The sequence below is a fragment of the Pseudomonas sp. IPO3774 genome, from assembly GCF_013386835.1.
Classification (GTDB): Bacteria; Pseudomonadota; Gammaproteobacteria; order Pseudomonadales; family Pseudomonadaceae; genus Aquipseudomonas.
This window is the reverse complement of the sequence record NZ_JACAQY010000043.1, coordinates 1-18,737: the sequence shown is the minus strand read 5'-3', so window position 1 is coordinate 18,737 and position 18,737 is coordinate 1. Positions and strand designations below refer to the sequence as shown.

The 18,737-nt window shown below is 53.9% G+C and carries 21 protein-coding genes; 13 read left to right on the top strand and 8 right to left on the bottom strand.

What is annotated here, in order from left to right:
- Window positions 1-25: 25 nt before the first annotated feature.
- The 6 genes from HYE77_RS22870 (at window position 26) to HYE77_RS22845 (ending at window position 7,863) form a co-directional block, all read left to right on the top strand.
- Window positions 26-2,722 carry a response regulator gene (locus HYE77_RS22870; protein WP_177069421.1) on the top strand — a complete coding sequence of 899 codons (2,697 nt, stop codon included), beginning with the start codon at window positions 26-28 and terminating at the stop codon, window positions 2,720-2,722.
- Window positions 2,723-2,836: 114 nt separating this feature from the next.
- Window positions 2,837-3,232: a hypothetical protein gene (locus tag HYE77_RS22865; protein WP_177069420.1), complete on the top strand. Its 396-nt coding sequence runs from the start codon at window positions 2,837-2,839 to the stop codon at window positions 3,230-3,232.
- Entirely contained in the window at window positions 3,229-4,743 is a 1,515-nt protein-coding gene (locus HYE77_RS22860; protein ID WP_177069419.1) for an EscC/YscC/HrcC family type III secretion system outer membrane ring protein, read from the top strand. Before HYE77_RS22865 ends, HYE77_RS22860 begins: the two co-directional genes overlap by 4 nt.
- An 8-nt stretch (window positions 4,744-4,751) precedes the next feature.
- Window positions 4,752-5,963, top strand: a complete 1,212-nt coding sequence (sctD, locus tag HYE77_RS22855; protein ID WP_177069418.1) for a type III secretion system inner membrane ring subunit SctD — start codon at window positions 4,752-4,754, stop codon at window positions 5,961-5,963.
- Between the two features lie 31 nt (window positions 5,964-5,994).
- Window positions 5,995-6,222 (top strand): EscE/YscE/SsaE family type III secretion system needle protein co-chaperone, encoded by a 228-nt coding sequence (locus HYE77_RS22850; protein WP_177069417.1) that lies wholly within the window; start codon window positions 5,995-5,997, stop codon window positions 6,220-6,222.
- A 129-nt stretch (window positions 6,223-6,351) separates the two neighbouring features.
- Window positions 6,352-7,863: a hypothetical protein gene (locus HYE77_RS22845; protein ID WP_177069416.1), complete on the top strand. Its 1,512-nt coding sequence runs from the start codon at window positions 6,352-6,354 to the stop codon at window positions 7,861-7,863.
- A 123-nt stretch (window positions 7,864-7,986) separates the two neighbouring features.
- On the opposite strand, the gene HYE77_RS22840 is transcribed toward HYE77_RS22845, so the two are convergent.
- From HYE77_RS22840 to HYE77_RS22805, 8 genes are read right to left on the bottom strand one after another with little or no spacing between them, the layout of a single operon-like run.
- Window positions 7,987-9,066, bottom strand: a complete 1,080-nt coding sequence (locus HYE77_RS22840) for a TyeA family type III secretion system gatekeeper subunit (RefSeq protein WP_177069415.1) — start codon at window positions 9,064-9,066, stop codon at window positions 7,987-7,989.
- 8 nt (window positions 9,067-9,074) lie between these two features.
- Window positions 9,075-9,719, bottom strand: a complete 645-nt coding sequence (locus HYE77_RS22835) for a hypothetical protein (RefSeq protein ID WP_177069414.1) — start codon at window positions 9,717-9,719, stop codon at window positions 9,075-9,077.
- Entirely contained in the window at window positions 9,716-10,315 is a 600-nt protein-coding gene (locus HYE77_RS22830; protein ID WP_177069413.1) for a type III secretion system domain-containing protein, read from the bottom strand. Before HYE77_RS22830 ends, HYE77_RS22835 begins: the two co-directional genes overlap by 4 nt.
- Window positions 10,312-11,052, bottom strand: a complete 741-nt coding sequence (gene sctJ, locus HYE77_RS22825) for a type III secretion system inner membrane ring lipoprotein SctJ (protein WP_177069412.1) — start codon at window positions 11,050-11,052, stop codon at window positions 10,312-10,314. Before sctJ ends, HYE77_RS22830 begins: the two co-directional genes overlap by 4 nt.
- Complete coding sequence (sctI, locus tag HYE77_RS22820) at window positions 11,049-11,387, bottom strand: type III secretion system inner rod subunit SctI (RefSeq protein WP_177069411.1); 339 nt, start codon at window positions 11,385-11,387, stop codon at window positions 11,049-11,051. Before sctI ends, sctJ begins: the two co-directional genes overlap by 4 nt.
- Window positions 11,388-11,412: 25 nt before the next feature.
- Entirely contained in the window at window positions 11,413-11,691 is a 279-nt protein-coding gene (locus HYE77_RS22815; protein WP_177069410.1) for an EscG/YscG/SsaH family type III secretion system needle protein co-chaperone, read from the bottom strand.
- A complete protein-coding gene (gene sctF, locus HYE77_RS22810) occupies window positions 11,688-11,903 on the bottom strand; it encodes a type III secretion system needle filament subunit SctF (RefSeq protein WP_177069409.1) in 216 nt (71 codons plus the stop codon). The genes HYE77_RS22815 and sctF overlap by 4 nt, the downstream gene beginning before the upstream one ends.
- Before the next feature lie 9 nt (window positions 11,904-11,912).
- On the bottom strand, window positions 11,913-12,587 hold the full coding sequence (locus HYE77_RS22805; RefSeq protein WP_218174591.1) for a helix-turn-helix transcriptional regulator: 675 nt from the start codon (window positions 12,585-12,587) through the stop codon (window positions 11,913-11,915).
- 141 nt (window positions 12,588-12,728) lie between these two features.
- Here HYE77_RS22805 and HYE77_RS22800 point away from each other — a divergent pair, with 141 nt between their 5' ends.
- The 7 genes from HYE77_RS22800 (at window position 12,729) to HYE77_RS22770 (ending at window position 18,530) form a co-directional block, all read left to right on the top strand.
- Window positions 12,729-14,009: a hypothetical protein gene (locus HYE77_RS22800; protein WP_177069408.1), complete on the top strand. Its 1,281-nt coding sequence runs from the start codon at window positions 12,729-12,731 to the stop codon at window positions 14,007-14,009.
- Between the two features lie 126 nt (window positions 14,010-14,135).
- The gene (locus HYE77_RS22795) at window positions 14,136-14,492 is read left to right on the top strand and encodes a hypothetical protein (RefSeq protein WP_177069407.1); all 357 of its coding nucleotides are present in this window, start codon (window positions 14,136-14,138) and stop codon (window positions 14,490-14,492) included.
- A gap of 19 nt (window positions 14,493-14,511) precedes the next feature.
- The gene (locus tag HYE77_RS22790; protein ID WP_218174590.1) at window positions 14,512-15,297 is read left to right on the top strand and encodes a hypothetical protein; all 786 of its coding nucleotides are present in this window, start codon (window positions 14,512-14,514) and stop codon (window positions 15,295-15,297) included.
- Between the two features lie 65 nt (window positions 15,298-15,362).
- Complete coding sequence (locus HYE77_RS22785) at window positions 15,363-15,845, top strand: SycD/LcrH family type III secretion system chaperone (protein WP_218174589.1); 483 nt, start codon at window positions 15,363-15,365, stop codon at window positions 15,843-15,845.
- A 2-nt stretch (window positions 15,846-15,847) separates the two neighbouring features.
- Entirely contained in the window at window positions 15,848-17,368 is a 1,521-nt protein-coding gene (gene sctE, locus HYE77_RS22780) for a type III secretion system translocon subunit SctE (protein ID WP_218174588.1), read from the top strand.
- A 27-nt stretch (window positions 17,369-17,395) separates the two neighbouring features.
- Window positions 17,396-18,094 (top strand): hypothetical protein, encoded by a 699-nt coding sequence (locus HYE77_RS22775; protein ID WP_177069406.1) that lies wholly within the window; start codon window positions 17,396-17,398, stop codon window positions 18,092-18,094.
- Between the two features lie 10 nt (window positions 18,095-18,104).
- Window positions 18,105-18,530, top strand: coding sequence for a secretion protein (locus HYE77_RS22770; RefSeq protein WP_177069405.1), 426 nt, complete (start codon window positions 18,105-18,107; stop codon window positions 18,528-18,530).
- The last annotated feature ends 207 nt before the right edge of the window (window positions 18,531-18,737 follow it).

The window sequence follows — 18,737 nt, the reverse complement described above, 5'->3', positions numbered from 1 at the left end:
AATCGGGATTGGAGTGATTGTTCCGATGTCACTGCTGAACATGATGTTGAGAGGGCTCTGGCATGAACGTCAGGGGCGGCGTATCGGGTTTGTGCTGGCTGGTGTGATGGGTTTTTTCTGGCTTCTGCCCGAAATGATCGGGCTTTATTTTCGTTACATGAAAGGCCAAGAGGACGCTCACACCGCGATGCGTATTCATTTGCAGGGAGTTGTGGAGCGCGAGGAACAGCGTTACCAGTACGATGAAATGCGTGTGGATTTGCTAATGCACACATGGCTCGGCTTGCGAGAGCGTCTGCGAGTTGGTCACGGCTTGGAACAGTTGTTGAACACGGTGTTCATCCCGTTCGTAGGCATGACATCTGACCCGAACACTTTGCGGATGGCGCGAGAGGTCATCAGTCTGTTTGGTAGTGGTGCGCCTACAGATCGTTCAAATCTCTTTTTGGTCTTGCCGGGGCAGGGAGTGATCTTCTATCGACCAACGTTCGAAACCCAGGATCTTGAACGTACCGCTGTCGAGCTGAAAAAACATTCATCGCGCGAGGTCGATTCTGCCCTGGTATGGAGCATGCTGCCCCGGAACAAAGGAGATGCACCTTTATTGCTGCTGCTCAAGAAAGATGCCGGCACGCAAATGGTGGCCGGCCAAGTACTGAACGCTGAGGTCTCTCCATCTGTTCGAGTGGGTGTGCAAATAGCGATAAGGGATCGCGCAGGGCAGTTTTTGCGAGCTTCGCCAGAACTGCTGTCGTCCTCTTTGCTTCCGGAGCATTGCAGTCAAGAGGCCAAGTGGTTTTCCGGTTTTTATGTGCTGTGCATGCCCATGCGTGGCCCGCATGGCAGCATTGTGATGATCTACTCGCAGGAGATCATTTCGCACTTGGCGTTTGCTGTATCGCATCCAGCAATGCATTGGGAATTTTTTGCTCAAGTGCTTTTGTTGGTAATCGTTGTGATGCTCTTCAAGCGAACACACGGTTCGCCGTTAAAATACATTATCAGTGTGCTGGGTGGGGGGCGTTTCTATAACAGGCAGCAGTGCTTGATTAGGTACAGCCAGCGAACGCTTGAGCAGCAGGTGCTATCGCGTACTCGCGACTTAGTCGATGCAAAATTCAAGGCTGAGCAGGCGAGCACTCGCAAGAGCGAGCATCTGGCTAACCTCAGCCATGAGATCCGTACACCGCTCAATGGTGTGATGGGGGCGCTCACATTGCTGGAGCGCTCAAATCTGCCTTCGCGTCAGCTTGAGCTTCTGAGGACCGCCAGGCAGTCTTCCGCACTGCTTTTGGACATCATCAACGACATGCTCGATTTTTCACGTATTGAAAGTGGCCGGATGGTGTTGACCTACAGTCGGATAGGGTTGCTGTCGATATTCGATCAGGCATTGCTGGCAATCACTCTCAAGGCTCAGGAGAAAGGCCTGAAGTTAACCGCATTTATCGCGGCCGATGTGCCACAAGATGCAGTAATCGACGGGTTGCGCGTTCGGCAAATTCTGGTCAATTTGCTGGGTAATGCCGTTAAATTTACTGAGCAGGGCGAAATTCGCCTTCACGCCGAAATGCGAGGGGATCGACTCTCCGTCAACGTCAGCGATACCGGGAAGGGTATTGCGAAAGAATGCCATGACATGGTTTTCCAGCCATTTGTTCAAGGTAGTGCTTATGACAGCGGTAGCGGATTGGGCCTGGCAATCGCCTGGCGCTTAACGCAAATGATGGATGGTGAGCTCAGTCTGGAAAGCGACAACGGGGCAGGCGCGAGCTTCAACCTGTGTGTGCAATTGCATGACGCCAGTGCACCCTTGCCCCTGTTCTCGGGAAGTCTGCCCGCACCTTTGCTGTTGCATGAACAGTTGCGTGAATGGGGAGTCTGCGTAGTAGATAGCCCTTCTATTTTGTTGGATGTGCCTGAGCTTGCGCATTTGCCGGGACGTCTTTGGCAGAAATTGAACAGTATCTTGATCGAGAAAGACTCGGATGGTTCAGAGTCGTTTGTGTGCTCTGCCGCATTGTGTCCTTGGTCATTGAAGGTACTGATCGTCGACGACGTAACAACCAACCTTCGTATTCTAGGGGGCATGCTGCACGAGATGGGGCACGTCGTCCAAGCTGTACCCTCAGCATTCGAGGCGCTGAAAGCCGGACGGTCGCACGTGTTCGATCTGGTGTTGATGGATATTCGCATGCCTGACGTTGACGGTTTCACCGCTACGGAGATCTGGAAAAAGGAGGGCTCCGCGGTACTTGACCCTGATACACCAATCATTGCAGTGAGCGCAAATGCGGCGTTGGAGGAGCATGAGCGAGCTATAGGGGTCGGGATGTGTGGTTATTTGACCAAGCCTGTCGGTATCGATGAGTTGGCTGTCACGCTCTCTGAAATTGCCCTTATGCAAGTTTCCAGAGGCGTCGAGATGCCGCCTAATCGAAATCTGGAACGGCCCTTGGTCGATGTGTCGGACGAGCAGGTAAGGCGTGCAGCAATTGCAGAACTCATCAGTCTATATGAGCAAGTTGTCGCTGCTTGGCGTGCGAGGGAGCAAAAGCAGGTGCTCGATGCTTTGCATGCATTGAAAGGATGTGCGGGATTGGTTGGCATGCCCCTCGTCAGCCAGGTCGTGGAGCATCTGGAGAACCAGATTCACCGTGACGAGGTACTTTGTGACGAGAGTCTATCTGATTTGCGTTGTCTGATTTCCTCCGATAGCTGAATGCTTTTTTCGGCCCGTACCTAGACAAATTCGGGTTATCACCTGATCACAATTCTGGCGCGTAGCTCCGAGAATAGTCGACTATCGACTACTTCAGAGCGTTACGCCTTCGTGATGAAACTTCCTTCTGCGCTTTCCTCATTAGAGTCGTTGGTGCCGCTAAACGAGCAAGGTGGACTGATTCATTTCAGGCTGGCTGGACACTGTGGCTGGACCGTGGAGCATACCAACGGTTTGCTGGTAGCTATGGCAGTTGAGTGCGATGAACCTGATGGCGCGTGGTTTGAGCAGATAGCTCTATGGCTTGCCTCCACGCCAGCTGGTCTTGATGACAGCTTGCAGATCGCGGAGGAGGCCATATGGCTGGTGCGTCGGCACACACTAACCATTGAGGCCGTTGAGTTGGAGTCATCGTTGACCCAGTTAATTTCGATTGCCCGGTGGCTCGCCAAGTTTGGCGAAACATCTTCCGAGGTTTGCTTCTCCCTCACCTCGGAGAAACCGGTATGAAGACCGCTTACCATGCGCACTGCAAACCAGTAACCAGGATACTTTTTGCATCCTGCATCGTTTGGTTGTCGGCGGTCGCAGTCAGTGCGAGCGCAGAAGAAACTCAAGCGTTCTACCTTTCCACACGAGGCAGTAAGCTTGCACACGTTCTGAGGGATTTGGGCGCGCATCAGGGGGTCCCGGTAATCGTCAGTCAGAAGATCGATGATTCGTTCATTGGCAGCCTTAATGGTGTGAGCCCTGAGCAAGCTTTCGACCGTCTGGCCATGCTGCATCATCTTGCTTGGTATTTCGATGGGCAAACGATCCATGTGTACAAAGCTGATGAGTTCGGGAGCCGTTTGGTTACGCCAACTTACCTGAAAATTCAGTCCCTGATACAACAGTTGGATGTCGTAGGTGTTCTGGACAAACGCTATTGTCAGGTGCGTGAAGTATCCGGCTCCAATGCCATGGAAATACACGGTCTTCCCGTCTGCCTTGAGCGTGTTGAAAAGCTCGCCACGGAGCTTGATACGCAAAAGCTTAACCATGAGCAGAATCAAGAGGAAGTTCGCTCATTCCCGCTTCGTTACGCTACAGCGGCTGATGTGAATTACACCTATCGCGGCCAGGAAGTAGTGGTGCCGGGAGTGGCGACGCTTCTGAAGGAGATGATGCAAGGGCGCGCATTGCCGTTGAAAGAAAGTCACGGCCAGTCGCAATCTTCGGATAGGGCTTCGCCAATGCTTTCGGTCGACGCGCGGCGTAATGCCGTGATCGTGCGTGATCGAAAAATCAACTTTCCCATTTATGACGACCTCATCGCTCAGCTCGATTACAAACCGGAACTTGTCTCGGTCTCAGTAACTATCATCGATATCAACTCGCAAGACTTGTCGGCGCTGGGAGTCGATTGGTCCGCGTCAGCAAGAGTGGGTGGCGGTTCCGTAAAACTCAACAGCGGTACGGGGCTTGCTGGCGGTAACTTCTCTAGCATGATCAGCGACACCGACAATTTTATGTTGAGTCTGAGCGCCCTGGAGCAGAATTCGAAGGCTCACATGATATCGCGTCCGTCGGTTGTCACCTTGAATAACACACAAGCAGTGCTGGATCGTAATGTAACCTTTTACACCAAGGTGAGCTCGGAAAATGACGCCCGGCTGGAGTCAATCTCGACCGGCTCATTGCTGCGTGTCACACCGCGGGTAGTCCGTTCGGACGACGGCTCCACAGATATCATGCTTTCGCTGGTGATTCAGGATGGTCGGCAAACGACACCGCTCAGCAGCCAGGAGCCTCTGCCGCAGACCCTTAACTCCGAAATCGTTACTCAAACATTACTCAAGATGGGGCAGGGGCTGCTACTAGGAGGATTGATCCAAGATGAGCAGGTCGTTGGTGTCCGAAAGATTCCCTGGTTAGGCGATATACCGTTGCTCGGTAGGTTATTCCGTAGCACTCAGGAGAACACGCGACAGACACTCAGACTGTTCTTGATTACCGCAGAACCATTGCCGAGCATTTGAGTACTCCCATGGCGTCTGGATTCAAGTTGAAATGGCTAAACGGGCCGTTCATGGGCAGGGAGTTGGTGTTGCCCGAGGGAGAGCTGCGCATTGGCGGGCCCGATGGGGACATCCTGCTGCCCTTGGAAAGCATGACTGGGGCTGTGCTTTCAACAAGTGAGGAGGGTGTCCGACTGAGTTTTGAAGGCGCTGTATGGATAGACGGTACGGTGGTGGGGGTGGTGGACTGCTTGCCGCTTGGGCAAACAATCGATCTCGCGGGAGTCGCTTTCATACTTGGGTACGAAGACTCGAACATCAATTACCTTTGCGTCCCTGAGCGAATTTTTTCGGAGGATAAGCAACCCGGGGGGCGCCTTAATCATTTTCTTGTCGCTATGTCCGTCTTTGTTCTGATTGCGATTGGTTTGATGGTGTGGCAACCGACAAAAGAGGAGACGGTTTTTGATCCCCAGACCTGGCTCCAGGCGGAAATAAGTAAGCCAGCGCTGCAAGGATTGCGTGTGAAGCAGGGATTACGTGGCGAGTGGGTGTTGAGTGGCAGCTGTAAGCACTCAAGCGATATCAGCGCGTTACGCGATACCTTGCGCGAATGGCGAATGCACTTTCGCGACGAGAGTGTCTGCGCCGACATACTGCGCGAGAGCGTACGCAAAGTATTGGCGCTCAATGGTTACCATGATGTAGAGGTATCCAGCGGTACGGCGGATACAGTCGATGTTTACGGTGCCATTCGTGCCGACGGCAACTGGCTGCGTACTGCTGAGCAACTGCGCAATATTCCAGGCCTGCGCGATTGGTCAGTAAGGAATGACCAGGCGCAACTGTTTGAGCAGCTACTGGCCGCTCTGGCCGAGTACGATTTGCTCGAAGGTTTGAGTTTGGCCGTATCCAATCGGGCCTTTCTGTTGAGTGGTGAACTTTCTTCAGATGAGAGCATTGCTTTGGCTAGTGTGATTGAGGCGTTCAATGAGGCTCGGCCACGTCTCAAAGCGCAATACCAGAACATTCCGTCAGCTCCGCCTGTCACTCAGGTACTGCCAGCCATGATTGTAACGGTGGGAGGCGACCGGAGTTCGATCTATTTGGAACTGGCTAATGGAATGCGCCTGCAGCAAGGAAGTGTGCTGCCGAGTGGATATCGAGTGTATGCACTTAGCCGCAAGGCCATCGCCTTGGTAAAGGATCAACAGCTGCTGTCGCTCCCAATCGATTTGTAAGCCTCGAGAATGAATTTGGAGAGAGTAAACGATGCGTCTGACGAGCCTTGAGGACACCTTGAGCATGGATACCTGTGGTTCGGCGCGGGATCATGCAATGGCAATGCTGCAGGTTGAGCAGGCTCGCCTACGAGTTCTTCTAAATCAGCCCAATACACCCGACGACTACCGCACGCTCACAAATGGCCTATCTGCCTGCGAGGCGGCGGTGATGATCATTGTGACGTTATGGCGTCGCTATCACGGAGTGCAGTGGTGACTGACGAGCCATTGTAAGAATTCAGAAGTACCGACTGTTTTTGTGAAGTGGCGAGGAGTGGTCCAAGTAATGATGATCGACATCGTGGCACCTGCAAGGGAATGGTGTCCTTAAATTGAAGGAACTCTCATGGGTATCAATGTTTCAACGCTTTCCACTGCTCGAGCCACACCTGGGCGCGAAGCTATCGAGTTGGGTGAAGTACCGCGAGCACTTGAGTCAAGTAAGACCTCTTTCGAGCGAGCAACGGGGCTGAGGAACCTGGCCCCGCCGCAGGTCTCAACCGCCGACGCTCATGCTATTGCTGCTGGCGTTTTAGAGATGCTTGATACGGCCATGAAGCTAGATGAAATTCTTGAGCAGACACAAGAGTTAACGGGGCCTATCCATGACCCTCTTATTCAGCAAGGTGCGCAGGCGCTGTCCTCTGGTATCAGTACCTACCTGCGAGACGGTGAGACAGGCATGCGGGGGGCTCTTCCCGCGAACTCTCCTGCCGAGGAACTGAACGAGATCTTCTTTGATGCCCTTTGCGAGGTGGAGGATGATTTTTTTGATGCGCGCTCCAGCTTCAGCGTTGAGTCTGGCTCGGACGATGTGTATTACGATGCCCGCACCGGAAATGAAACAACGGTTGCCATACGTTTGCGCAATGTTTTGGCAGCGTTCGAACAAATCGCCCGAAATGAATTCGAAAGTCCACATGCACGACGGCTTTCGAACGTTGCCAACATGGCGCTGCAGTCGGTGGTCGCCACCGGTATTCCGACGTTCGTCAGGCAGGCCGTTGCTTTTGGAATCGAACAGTCTTTGACGAGCGGCAACGCCAGCTTAGCGGCGCGAACGGCGCTAGGCGCGGTTGCAGGTTCGCTGCCGTTGCTGTTGGGGGCTGCGGGATTGGTACACGACAATGTACGTGGCGTGGCTACCACAACCTCGAATCTTTCCCGTGGAACGGGTTTGCTGATAGGGGGAAGTGTCATGACCGCGGCGGGCATGACCGGGTCGCTCGCAACCCTCGCACCGACGCTGGCGGCCTACAACCTGGTTCATGCTGTGATGAGTGAGGCGATACAGGCGTGGATTCGGTTGCAGAGCAACTCCAATCCCGTCAATGCCCAGGCTGCGGCCATGATCACAGCTTCATCGGTGGTCAACACAATGGTCGCCAACCAATTGACCTCTCACGGCGCTCCCACTTCGGGGCAAGGGCCAGCGGCTGCAGGTCAGGGTTGGCAGCCTCTGACGGACCTGACCCGCGGCGCTATCAACGCCGCCGCCTCGACTGCCGGTGGATTTCTTTCTCATGTCTGGCGGCACTGCTCGAGTACGCCTGATGCGCGCCAGGGTTTGCGCTTGTCCCTAGAGGCCGCACTACCGCAACGCCAGGATCTCGTTCAACAACTTTTTGGCAGTTATGCGCTAGAAGCCAGCGCGGGTACCAATACTTATCTTATGGACGACATGCTCGCCCTATTCATCCAGTCCACAGGCTTGAGTGAGATACAGATTATTGCGGTGCGTGATGCCTTGGCTGCGGTTGTTGGAGGAGCGCAGTACCCGCTTATTATGGGTGCGATGTCGCATCGCGAACTTCCTCCACCGGCGTCCGACCCGGAGGCCGGTCGCGGTTCACTTTAGCGCTTCGATATTTGCTTAGCTGTGCGGGGAAGTTTGAAGGTGCTTTTGATCAGGAGCCTCTCTATTTTAAAACCGGCGCACGTACCGCCACAGTTGATCCCCGTGCTGAATCCTGGAGAGGAGTCATTCTTCATTATCCAATCGATCAAGAAGCTCGTTGAAAGCGTCAAGAATGGAGTCGCGCTGTTCGATGTTAGAAAAGCAGTCCTCTGGCAAGAGCTTGGTTAGCTCCTTCAGGTGACGGGCGTATTGGTGGCGAGGCTGATCTCCGGGTAGATCGCGTCGTGTGCGCTCGTCCAGCCAGTCAGCATAAATCCAGGGTTGCTGAATCGTGTCGAGCAAGGCGCGCATGATTGACTCATTGTCCAGTGCTTCCCGGTTCATTTGCTCAGCGACGCGCCCGCAGTGATCTTCGATGGTGAAGAAGTGCAGGATACGCTTCAGGTCAGTAATGACGGCCGCCAAATGCGTGCCGCTGATGGTCTCCTGCGCGGACAATTCGAACGCCAGTGCGCGGATCAACGCACGCAGTTTGCCATGCCGATTTGGTAGTCTGCGAAATTCATCGAACCATTGAGTCAGGCGTGTATCACGATCGGCAGCTCGCTGGTACAACTGTTTGAGCGCGGCGAGGTTGACTGCGCCCTGCAGACCGAACTCCAACGTGCAGAATAATTGCAATGCCCATTGCTCATCCTCCATCACCTGATCGAGGGCGGATTCGAGACGGCGGTGTCGGGCGCTGTCCTTGCGCTTTTCGTCGGCTGCCAGCGCAGCCAGCAACAGAGCGATTTCACCGGCACCGAAGCCGCCTCTGCGCATACTGTCAGCCAGGTCTTCTTCGTTGTCGAGCGAGGGTATACGTGTTAGCAAATCCTCCAATCGTGCATCGTGTTGATCCTTCATCTGTTGCACCAACTGTTGCAGCATGGACTGAGCACGCGGCCGCTGGATCCTGCTGCCATGGCGTGATTCGGGGCGGTGTCGATGTAGGGCGAAGCCACCATCCTCCAATACTTCGGCAAGGCTGGTAGGTTCGAGCACTGCTGTCGGTGGCACACTGCCCGGTTTTAAGGCTGCCTGTGCCTGATCCAGCGCTGAGCGAGCAGGAAACACTTGTCGAGCACCTTCCTTGGCCGATGTCGATTGCAGGCTGGGGAGCGCGGTGGCCGGGATTGACGAGGTGTCGATTCTGTTGAGCATTGCAACTCCTATCGGGCGCGTGACAGACGCTCAAGGATGAGGTGGTGATGAGCATCGAGATCGAAGCGTATGAGGATCAGACGGGATTCGAGCCGAGCCTGTCCTTCGCTGAGCGTGGCGTCGGTACAAATGCTTACGCGAGGTAGGGTGCTCAGCTGTTTACGTACGACATCTTCAACTTCGGAGGCAATATAAAGTGTGGCAAGCTCTTCGCCAGCCATTTTTTCGAGACTCTGTTTTACGCGCCGCATCACATCATCGACGACGTTACGTTCATCGATCCAGGAGGCGAGTGTTTGGGTTAGCAAGCTGCGTATTCGTTCATCCAGGTTGTTGGCTATTTGGCGTTCGAGTTCGTCTTCGGCAATAAGCCACTCGACGGCCTGGGCGATGGTTTCTGCACGTAGACTGTCGAGTTCTGCTTTGGCTTCGCTGAGTCCTGTCTGGCGCGCCTGTTCTCGGATTCGGCGCAGGTCGCTGCGTGTCATGGCCATTTTCTGCTCGAGCTCGGCAAGGATATGCGCTGACTTTTCATTGGCGTTCGCAATGATCCGTTGCGCGGTGTAGTAATGCGCCAGCTCGTCGGCAGAGATAACAGTTTCGAGAGGCGGCGGACCCGGCAGGCGGGTGATGGGAATGAAGGGCACGCTCATAGAAATCGTCCAAGCTTGATAAGCCATTCAGGGGCACTTGCAGCCTGTTTGAGCAGACTGTCTTGCACAGCGTTACCGCTGTGGGGTAGCAGTCCGAGCAGCCCATGTGAAACCGCGCAGTTACCGGCCTCTCGACTTAACCATTGAGTGCCCGTTTGAAGCGCAACTTCGCCAAGGCGCGAGTGATCTTCGATTGTCGGTCGTGCCTTCCAGCCAGGATGCAGGATGAAGAGTTGCTCGCAGGCGCGATCTCCCAGATGTATCGATAGCGCTTCGCGGTAATCGCGCAGCAACAGGTATTCGGGGCAATCGAGAGCAATCAGACCTAATGCGGTAGCCAATTCCGATAGCCTAGGTTCAAGTGCCATCAGTGCATTCTGACGAACGCTCAATGTTCCTGGTAACGGTTGTTTGGGAAAGCCACGGCGGGCTACGAGGGTCGCATCAATCGCGCGGCGGCATGAGGCATGGTCATCATAGATCGATTCCCACTCGGTAAGGCTCAAGTGTGCCCACCAACTGCGGTCGAGCCAGGCGCCTGGTTGCCAGGCTAATTGATGCAGGCGCTTGACTGCCCCCGACATGACCGAACTCATGCTTTGCTCAGACGTGGCAGTCGAGTACGTTGTCGCCAAGCAAACAGCGCGAGGCACAATAGTGAGACAGTGCCAAGCGAGGCGGCCAGTTCGACTCTATAGCGTGCCAGCCAACTGTTATATTCCTCGGCTCTTTGAGCTGGTGCAAATTGTGGCCGATAGCGGTACTCCGTGGATTCGAGCACTACGCTGATGTTTTCAGCTTTCAGGTTCGGTACTCCCTTTTGCACCAGTGCGCGAACATCCGTCTCGCGGCTGCTAAAGTTGTGATCTGGGCTGTATTTCAACAGTACTGAGGCCGATAGGACCGGACTATCGCGGCGCGATAGTGGCGCGCTTTCGGCGACGGATACCTGCGCGCGTATAACACCGTTCATATTGGTGAGCATCGCCTCAAGTTGCTGTTCCTTGAGGAACAGGATCTTCGCCTGCTCCTGGGTGGGTGACGTCACCAGTTGTCCGGAAGGAAACAGATCCTCCAGGGTGGTCGTGTTTTTGCGTGGCAAACCGTGCTGACGCAACACTTCTACTGCCTCGGAGAACTGATCCTTTTCGACCGTTATTGAAACTGAACCGCCCTTGATGGTCTGCTTTTTCGCCGAGATGTCACGCAGCATGAGCAGCGCAAGCATCTCGTTAGCCTCCTGTTCAGGCAGATCGTTGTATAGGTCGATCTTGCATCCTGTAAGCAGCGTGACCGTGAAGACTGCCAGGGCACATCTAAAAAAACGAATCATTGCAGGCTGGTGAGTTTATTGATGCCCTGCGAAATGCCCCCCGCTGCCTTGGCGATGAGATCGACTTCAGCTATTGCGTTGAGCGCTCGTGTTTGAGCAGCCAAGGTATGAAGAGGGCTCTGTAGTATATCTGAAGTAGCACGCGTTTCTTTGATTCTGGAGTTGATGTCTGCGGCTTTCGTCTGGAACTGCTCGATAGCTTGCGTGTCAGGCAGCTTGTCAAGGCGACCGAATAGTGTACGGGTGAACGCCTCAACTTCAGCGGTCGAAACTGCAGGTGTTACGGGGTCGGTGTGGGTAGTGGCGAGAGAGGGTGAGATTGCGTCGATGGTCATGGTTTTTCTCATAATGGAAAGGGTGTCAAGAGTCAGGGCGTTTTTCACTGTTTAGCAATTGACGCAGCAGTTGCGCTTGCGCCGAAGTGTCGCCTTGTAGCAACTGGTGTGCAGCGGCGGTCTGACCGATGCCGATCAGCATGGTGGCTTCGACAATACGACGCGCATGGGTAGAGTCGATCAGATCACCGAGTGCTGCATGGATCGTGAACATTTCCTTGTGCATGCCGTGGTTGGCGGCGGCGAGCCCTGCACAGACGATTAGTTGGCGCGCCTGCGTATCAAGGCGTACGTTGGCTTTCATATCTTCTGGATGATCCCGGACATCATGTCTTTGACGGACTTCATGATCGCGCTCTCGAAATTTACGAAGTTGGTGTACTGCTGAACAGCGAACTGCACTTGCAGCATTTTCGCCGGGTCGTTGAGGTCTTCGGAGGACATTTTCGATTTCACGTCTTGACCAACGTGGTCGATCATTTGAGACAGCTGATTGATGATGCTGAGGATTTCCATATCGGGTTCTCAAGGTCTGATAAGGGTCGACTGTTCCACCGCATGCAAGCGCGCTTCGGTGGGATTGATAAGAAAGCGTTTACGGAACGTGTCGGTGAAATGCGCGTGATTGATGAAGCCGCATTCGAGGGCTATATCCAGAATCCGCATCTGCGTCGAAAGTAGCAGTGAGCGTGCGTGTTGCAGGCGGCGCTCCAGCAGCCAGCGTTTGGCTGATACGCCGAACTTTTCCTCAAACAGCACGTTGAACTTGCGCAGTGGCAGACCAAATTCATCAGCGAAGCGCGAGACCGACCAAGGCATCAGTTTGTTGGACTCGATGAACTCTATGAATGAGCGATCGCCTGACATAAGAAGGCGCAGTAGGGCTGAGAAATATACGTAATCAGTACCGAGGCAATATACGTAGGCGAAGCGCAGTAACATCGAGCGAGATCCGCGCGCCAGTAGCTCCATCACCCGCATCATGTCCTCGTCGGCACTGACGATGCGAAGTACTTGTGGGGAAAAATTGCGTATTGGTTTGTCACCGATCAGATCGATCAGCTCCGTGTAGATTTCCTGAAAGTCCGACTCATGAAAGTCAAAGTAAGGAAGGCCATTTTTCTGTGGGCATACGCTGTCCGAGGTAACAAGCAGGGAGTAATCGGGGAAAGGGTACTTTTCACCGTTAACCTTAAGCATGCCGCCTCGCTTGCCGACTAGGATTCTTACCGTTCGCATCATTCCCTGTACCTCTTAGGGGCTTTACCTGCTGAGGACATCATCACCACCTGAATCCTCTTTGGGGATCGGGTAATGACCTGAAGATGTGAGTGTTCCCAAATGCTGGATTTCATTCCGCCGCGAACTTTAGTTGCGGGTCTCGGAGTGGCTGAAAACAATTGGCGGATCCGAGCACTGATGAAAGAAGTGGAGAGTTCCCTATCAGGGGATGTGAAGAAATCGATACTGCGTAGGAAAAGAGCAAAGCGCCCGGGTTGGCTGCTGTCGATGATGAGCGCTCATTTCAAACGTGCAGCAGTTCGTTCACATCAACCCAGAGGAAACATAAAAATGACGAGCGTAATTGAATTCAAAAACTTGAGCCTGGATTACGCAAGTAGTGCCGTCGAGGGCGAGGACTCTAGCGTCGAAATGGATGTCAAGGCGCAAGCGCAAGGCTCTCTTGAGCCTCAAGGTAAAGCAGTCGATCCGCGTAATGTGCTTGCCGAGCAGTTGCTGGCCTCTGCGCAGTCGTTGCAGGGGCGGAGCCTGGGGCGGGAGGGCGAAGTCAATACTCTGGCCAGCGGCGCCCTGGCGTTGGGCAGTGACATTCTCAGCAGCGCCCCCTCTGGCGGCAGCGGCTCCAATAGTTACTTGCAGGGCTTGAAAAATCTGGGCGTACTGAACACCGGCATCGTGACGATGTCGGCGGTCATGATGTTGTTGCAGGAGCATGCCAACGCAACTTTCGAGTCAATGACCACTAAGACTGAAATTTCCCGCGAAGCGCAGGACATGGCCAATCGGGTCAAGGCGATTCTGGCCAAACTGACCAAGCCAGAGGACAAAGCCGAGCTGCCGCCGGAAGTCATTCAATACATGCGCGAGAACAACATTCTGGTCGAAGGCAAGTCTGTTGATGAGTTCCTTGAGGGGATTGTTGGTTCGGGGCTTCCGGGTGCGGATGCACAGTTGGCGCTGCTGGACGCAATGATCGCAAAGGTTGGTTCGGAGGGCTCAGAGAGTCGCCACTGGCAGAGCGTCGTGAAGTTCATGGATGACAACGGCATTCGTATGGGCGATGGCCAGAAAGCCTCAGACTGGATCTGGGCATTGCCAGAAGTAGGTCATCAATCAGGCCAGAAGGTTTCACTGGAGCACATGAAGGAGTTGCGTGACACCCTCGCCGCGGCGATGAAGCCTGAACTTGATCAGGGAGATCTCAAAACTGTCGAGATGGCTTTGGAAAGCGCTTCGGGTCGTGCCTCTGACTTCGTTCAACAAACTCAACTCAAGTTGCAGCAGTTGATGCAGAACTACAACACCGCCGTACAGATGACTAACAGTTTGCAGAGCATGCTGGCCGAATCGGTTAAGTCCATCGCCTCCTCGATCCGCTAAAAATCAGCGTCATGACCACTGACTTCATCGAGCGCCTAAAACTTTGGGCGATTTTCAATGGAGTCGGAGAGTTTACGAAAGCCGCGCGAGTTCCCGCTCTCTAAGCTAGGTGATGTGGAAGGAGAAATGAAGATGAACGAAAACTTTGATCCCGGGTACGCGGCGGCTGTCTTCAATCGGCAGCGCGCCTCATTCAAGGCAACCATGCAAGAGTTCCATGCACTACAGCGTGAAATCGATCTGCTAATTGGTAAGTCTGCTTCGGATCCAGAAGCGAGGCGCAAGGTAGCCAAAGTCAAAAATGACATACAGCGCTCTGGTGCACAGCGGGACATGTCGTTGCAACAGATCCTAAAGGCGGAAAACGCTTTCTCAGGACTTGAGGGTGATTTCGCGAAACGCTTTCCGGTTGGTGCGCCTGCCAATCGTGAGCAAGTCGGCGTGAATAAGGCAGCAATCAAGAAACATCGCATATTTGTTTAAGCCATAGGAAGAAAGTCAAATGACTACTGCAATTGAATTCAAGAGCGTGACCATGGACTACGCAACCTCTATCGCTGAAGGCGAGGCGGTTGAGTCTGAAGTAAGTGGGCAAGAGAAGGGGCGAGAGTCCGATAGAAAAGGCGTCGATCCGCGTATTGCTCAGGGCGAACAGCTGTTCGCCTCCATCGACGCAGCCCAGAAACGTGGCGTCGGTCAGGGTAGTGATATCAATACTTTGACCAATGAAGTCCTAAGCCTGGGTAACAACATTCTCGATAGCACACCGCGCGCTGGTAGTGGCTCCGACAGTTACCTGCACGGTTTGAAGAATCTCGGAGTGCTGAACACCGGTATTGTGACGATGGCGGCAGTCATGATGTTGCTACAAGAGCATGCCAATGCGACCTTTGAGTCGATGACCACCAAGACCGAAATTTCCCGTGAAGCACAGGATATGGCTAATCGGGTCAAGGCAATCCTAGCCAAGCTGACTAAGCCGGAAGAAACCGCAGCGTTGCCGCAGGAAGTGATCCAGTACCTTCGCGAAAACAACATCCTGGTTGAAGGCAAGACCATCGACGATTTTTTGATTGGTAAGGATGTGAGCAAGCTGGGTCAGGGCGATCTGAAGGCTGTTGAGATGTCTCTAGAAAGCGCCTCCGGCCGTGCCTCGGACTTCGTTCAGCAGAGCCAGCTCAAGCTGCAACAGTTGATGCAGAACTACAACACCGCAGTGCAGATGACAAATAGCTTGCAAAGCATGTTGGCTGAATCGGTCAAATCCATCGCTTCGTCGATCCGTTAAGACGAGTACCTGTTGATGCGACGCCGAAAAAGGGTGTCGCATTGCCAAGGCGACAGGAGAGCTGTATGTCAGCGCAAAAAATGCTCGTCGAGGATGTAGGTGATGACGAAATCCTGCGTGATTTTTTCTCTCGCGGTGGCTCGATTCGCATGCTCTCGGATGTGACCTCGCAAGATCTTGAAACGCTGCACAACTATGCAGGCCAGCTATTCGATGTTGGCGAGCTGGATGCTGCTCGAAACTATTTCTACCTGCTTGTTCAGGTTGATCACTGGTGTTTCGACTATTGGCTCGGACTGGGTATGTGTCAGCAACGTCTCGCGTCGCATCAGGAGGCAATTTTTTGTTTTAGTCGAGCGGGAATGATTGAGGTCCAAGACCCTCGTTCTTCGTACTTCGCGGGAATCAGTTACGACCTTACGGGTAATCGGGAGTACGCACGCAAGGCTTTCACCGCTGCGATCAGATGGTGTGCCGCGTGTCCTCAGTATCAAGAGCTTCGCCACAGTGCGGAGCAACTACTTGCCCAATGCGAGCGGGAAGAGTGAACATGACAGCTATTACAGGCATGCGTCCCTGGCAAGGCGGGATACCGGCAGTTTTATCGGTAATGCAGGATGGAGAAAAAGAAAAAGTTGCTGCTACGAAGCGTCAAGCACTTAGTCAGGAACTGTTGGCGCAGACGGAAGCAGCAAAGCCAAGCTGGTTACGCTTAAGCCAGGAGGCAAAGATTACGCGCCAAGAGGCAAATGAAGTGTTTGGTCGACTGTTCCGTAACGCAGACAAAGACGTTGTAGTACTGAACGGCGAGATTCGCCCTTCGGTAATGCCTCCGGCGCACGCGTTCGAGAAAATGTCGGTGGAGTTGATGATGGTCGCCGCCACACTCACCGCCGGCGAGTTGATGGGGCACATCACTGATGCTAAGGCCAAGGCTATCAGGATCCTTGGCGATCAGCAGGACAAACTGCGTACGGAAGAACTCAAGGAATTCCGTGAGCAGATCGACAACGCGCTGGAGCAGCAGAAGAAAGCTAAGAAGGCAGGTGTCTTCGGGGTGATCTTCGACTGGGTCGTGGCTGCCGTGCAGGTCGTGACAGGCGTCGCCAAAATGGTTGGCGGTGCATTGACCGGTAATGTGATGACAGCTGCTGGCGGGGCGATGGATTTGATGGCAGGCCTCGCGGGCGTGGTCAAGGCCACGATGAATACGATGGCACTGATCGACACAGCAAATGCTGACAAGTACCGCAAGATTGCCGATGTGGCTGCAAAGGTGCAATTGACCTTCGAAATCGCCGGTGCGGCGATCGACTTCCTTAGTGCCGCGCGCAACTTGATTACAACCAAGGTGATTCCTCAGGCGACTAAGGCAGTACTCAAGGAGGGTGCCGACCAGGCGCTCAGCCAAGCGATCAAGAAAGGCAGCAAGAGCGCGGCGACAGAAATCGCAGAGCAGGTGGGCAAGCAGGTTGCCGATCAGGTGTCAGACAACCTGATGCGTAGCTTGGGCAAGACTGCGTTGGAGGCATCTAAGTCAGCTGGAAAAGACGTAGCATCCAAGGTTGTACAGCAACTGGGCGTGAACCAGATGCTGGAGAAATTCAGCCGTGAAGCAATTGAGAGTTTGGTGACTGACGCCGTCAAGAAAGTCGCTAATAACGCCATCGACAAAGGCGTTGAAATGAGTGCCAAGCAATTGACAAAGGCTATCCATAAGGAAGTCGTCGAGCAAGTTGCACTGAGCACCATGAAGGCCTCGACCTATATAGGCATTAACGCCGCGCGAGAAGCGGTGGGCGGAGCGCAGAAGATCACCGCCGGCGTACTTGCGATGGAGCGCGCGCAATTGCAAAAGGAAATCGACCAACTGGTTCTGGATCAGCAGTGGCTGATGATGTTGGTGGATATGTTCGAGCGCGACAAGGAACAGCAGGTCGAAGAAATGAAGCGGCTCACTGAAGGGCAGACCGACGCTTTGGCGGGTGCCAGTGACGTGCTGCGCGATGCCGCGCAAACACGGGTGCGTGCTGCAACGTCAATGGCTGGGGTTGCTGTACATGCAGTCTGAAGTGGAATCGAAAATGAGGAATACATGATGTCGATCAATCTGGACAGTGCCGCACGTGTACACGGCCAATGGAGCAGTACCGAAGAGGCGAATCAGGTCAAAAGCAGTGGTGAGCAGATACGAGGGCAACTGCCTGTAAAGGCTAACGCCAATGGCCGAGTTGTCGAGGATCAGCTCAATCAGATCAAGGATATGGCCGCCTCGAATGAGCGGATCGCTTCGGTGCTTGATGACGGAGCGCTGGCGACACTCGAAAAACTGATGATCATGTTGCGCGAGATGCAGGCCAAGACCCGCGACATGTGGCGCGAATTTGCCGCTAATCAGCAACAGGCCGCGCATACCATGCGGATCACGGCATACGAGACGCGTATGACGTCGATCGAGGAAACCTACAACGCAGCTATGACACAAGGCTTCAGTCAGATTCTCTCCGGCATCGTCAGTTTGGGAGGTGCAGTCACCGGTAACCAGTTGATTTCAACGGGTACCACGAGCTTTGGAAAAATCTCCGAAGGTTTTGGCACTATGATTTCGGCTTCACAAACCCGGGAAGCACAAATCAATCAAGCGATTGCCGGATTCCAGGAGAGTAACTCCGATGAGATTCGCAAAATGCTCGACTCTGCTGTGCAAAAGGCTTCTGAAGCTTCACGGCAAATGCGTGAGTGGGTGAAGGAGCTGATGGATCTGCAAAATCGCATTCTGTCAGCAGTGCGAATCTGAGGAGGGTGGCATGAGTAACCTTGAACTGGATGCACTTACGACCTTCCTTCACGGGCGGGGTGAAAGCACTGAGGTCGAATATTTTGGCCAAAGTGAGTTCGTGATTGGTCGGCGCCTTCGCCGACGCGAATTCGAAGTCGTCTACCGGCAAGACGGTAACGAAGTGGTGATCGCTGACTTCATTACCCGCGAAGGGTGCGATGACGTTGACGCGGTATCAGCTTTTATTCGTCTGATCCATTGGATCGAGCGTGAGCTACCGGATTTGTATCGCGTCCGTGGGTTGTTCGTGCGTACCGAGGCGCAGCCACAGTTAAACCAGGTCCGTGAGCGCCTGTCACGGGTGCTTGAGCGGAAGGGCGCGCACTGGCAAATGATCGAAGGTGATGCCTGGCTGGTTTATCCGCTGCAGGCCGCACGCGACAACAGGCGTTGACGGACGCAACTCCAGAGTTTGGGATCTCCACGGCGAATGCCGTGGAATCCAGTTGGTCTCTTGACTCAGTATTGCCCCATAGACCTGTTCTTTTTTAATTTCTCAAGCCAGCCTTCGATGTCAATTGGGTCAGCTTTACCATGCAATGCTATCCGCAGCACCTAAAAACCTGCCTGACGACGTGTTGGCGGTCTCAGGTTCCAAGTG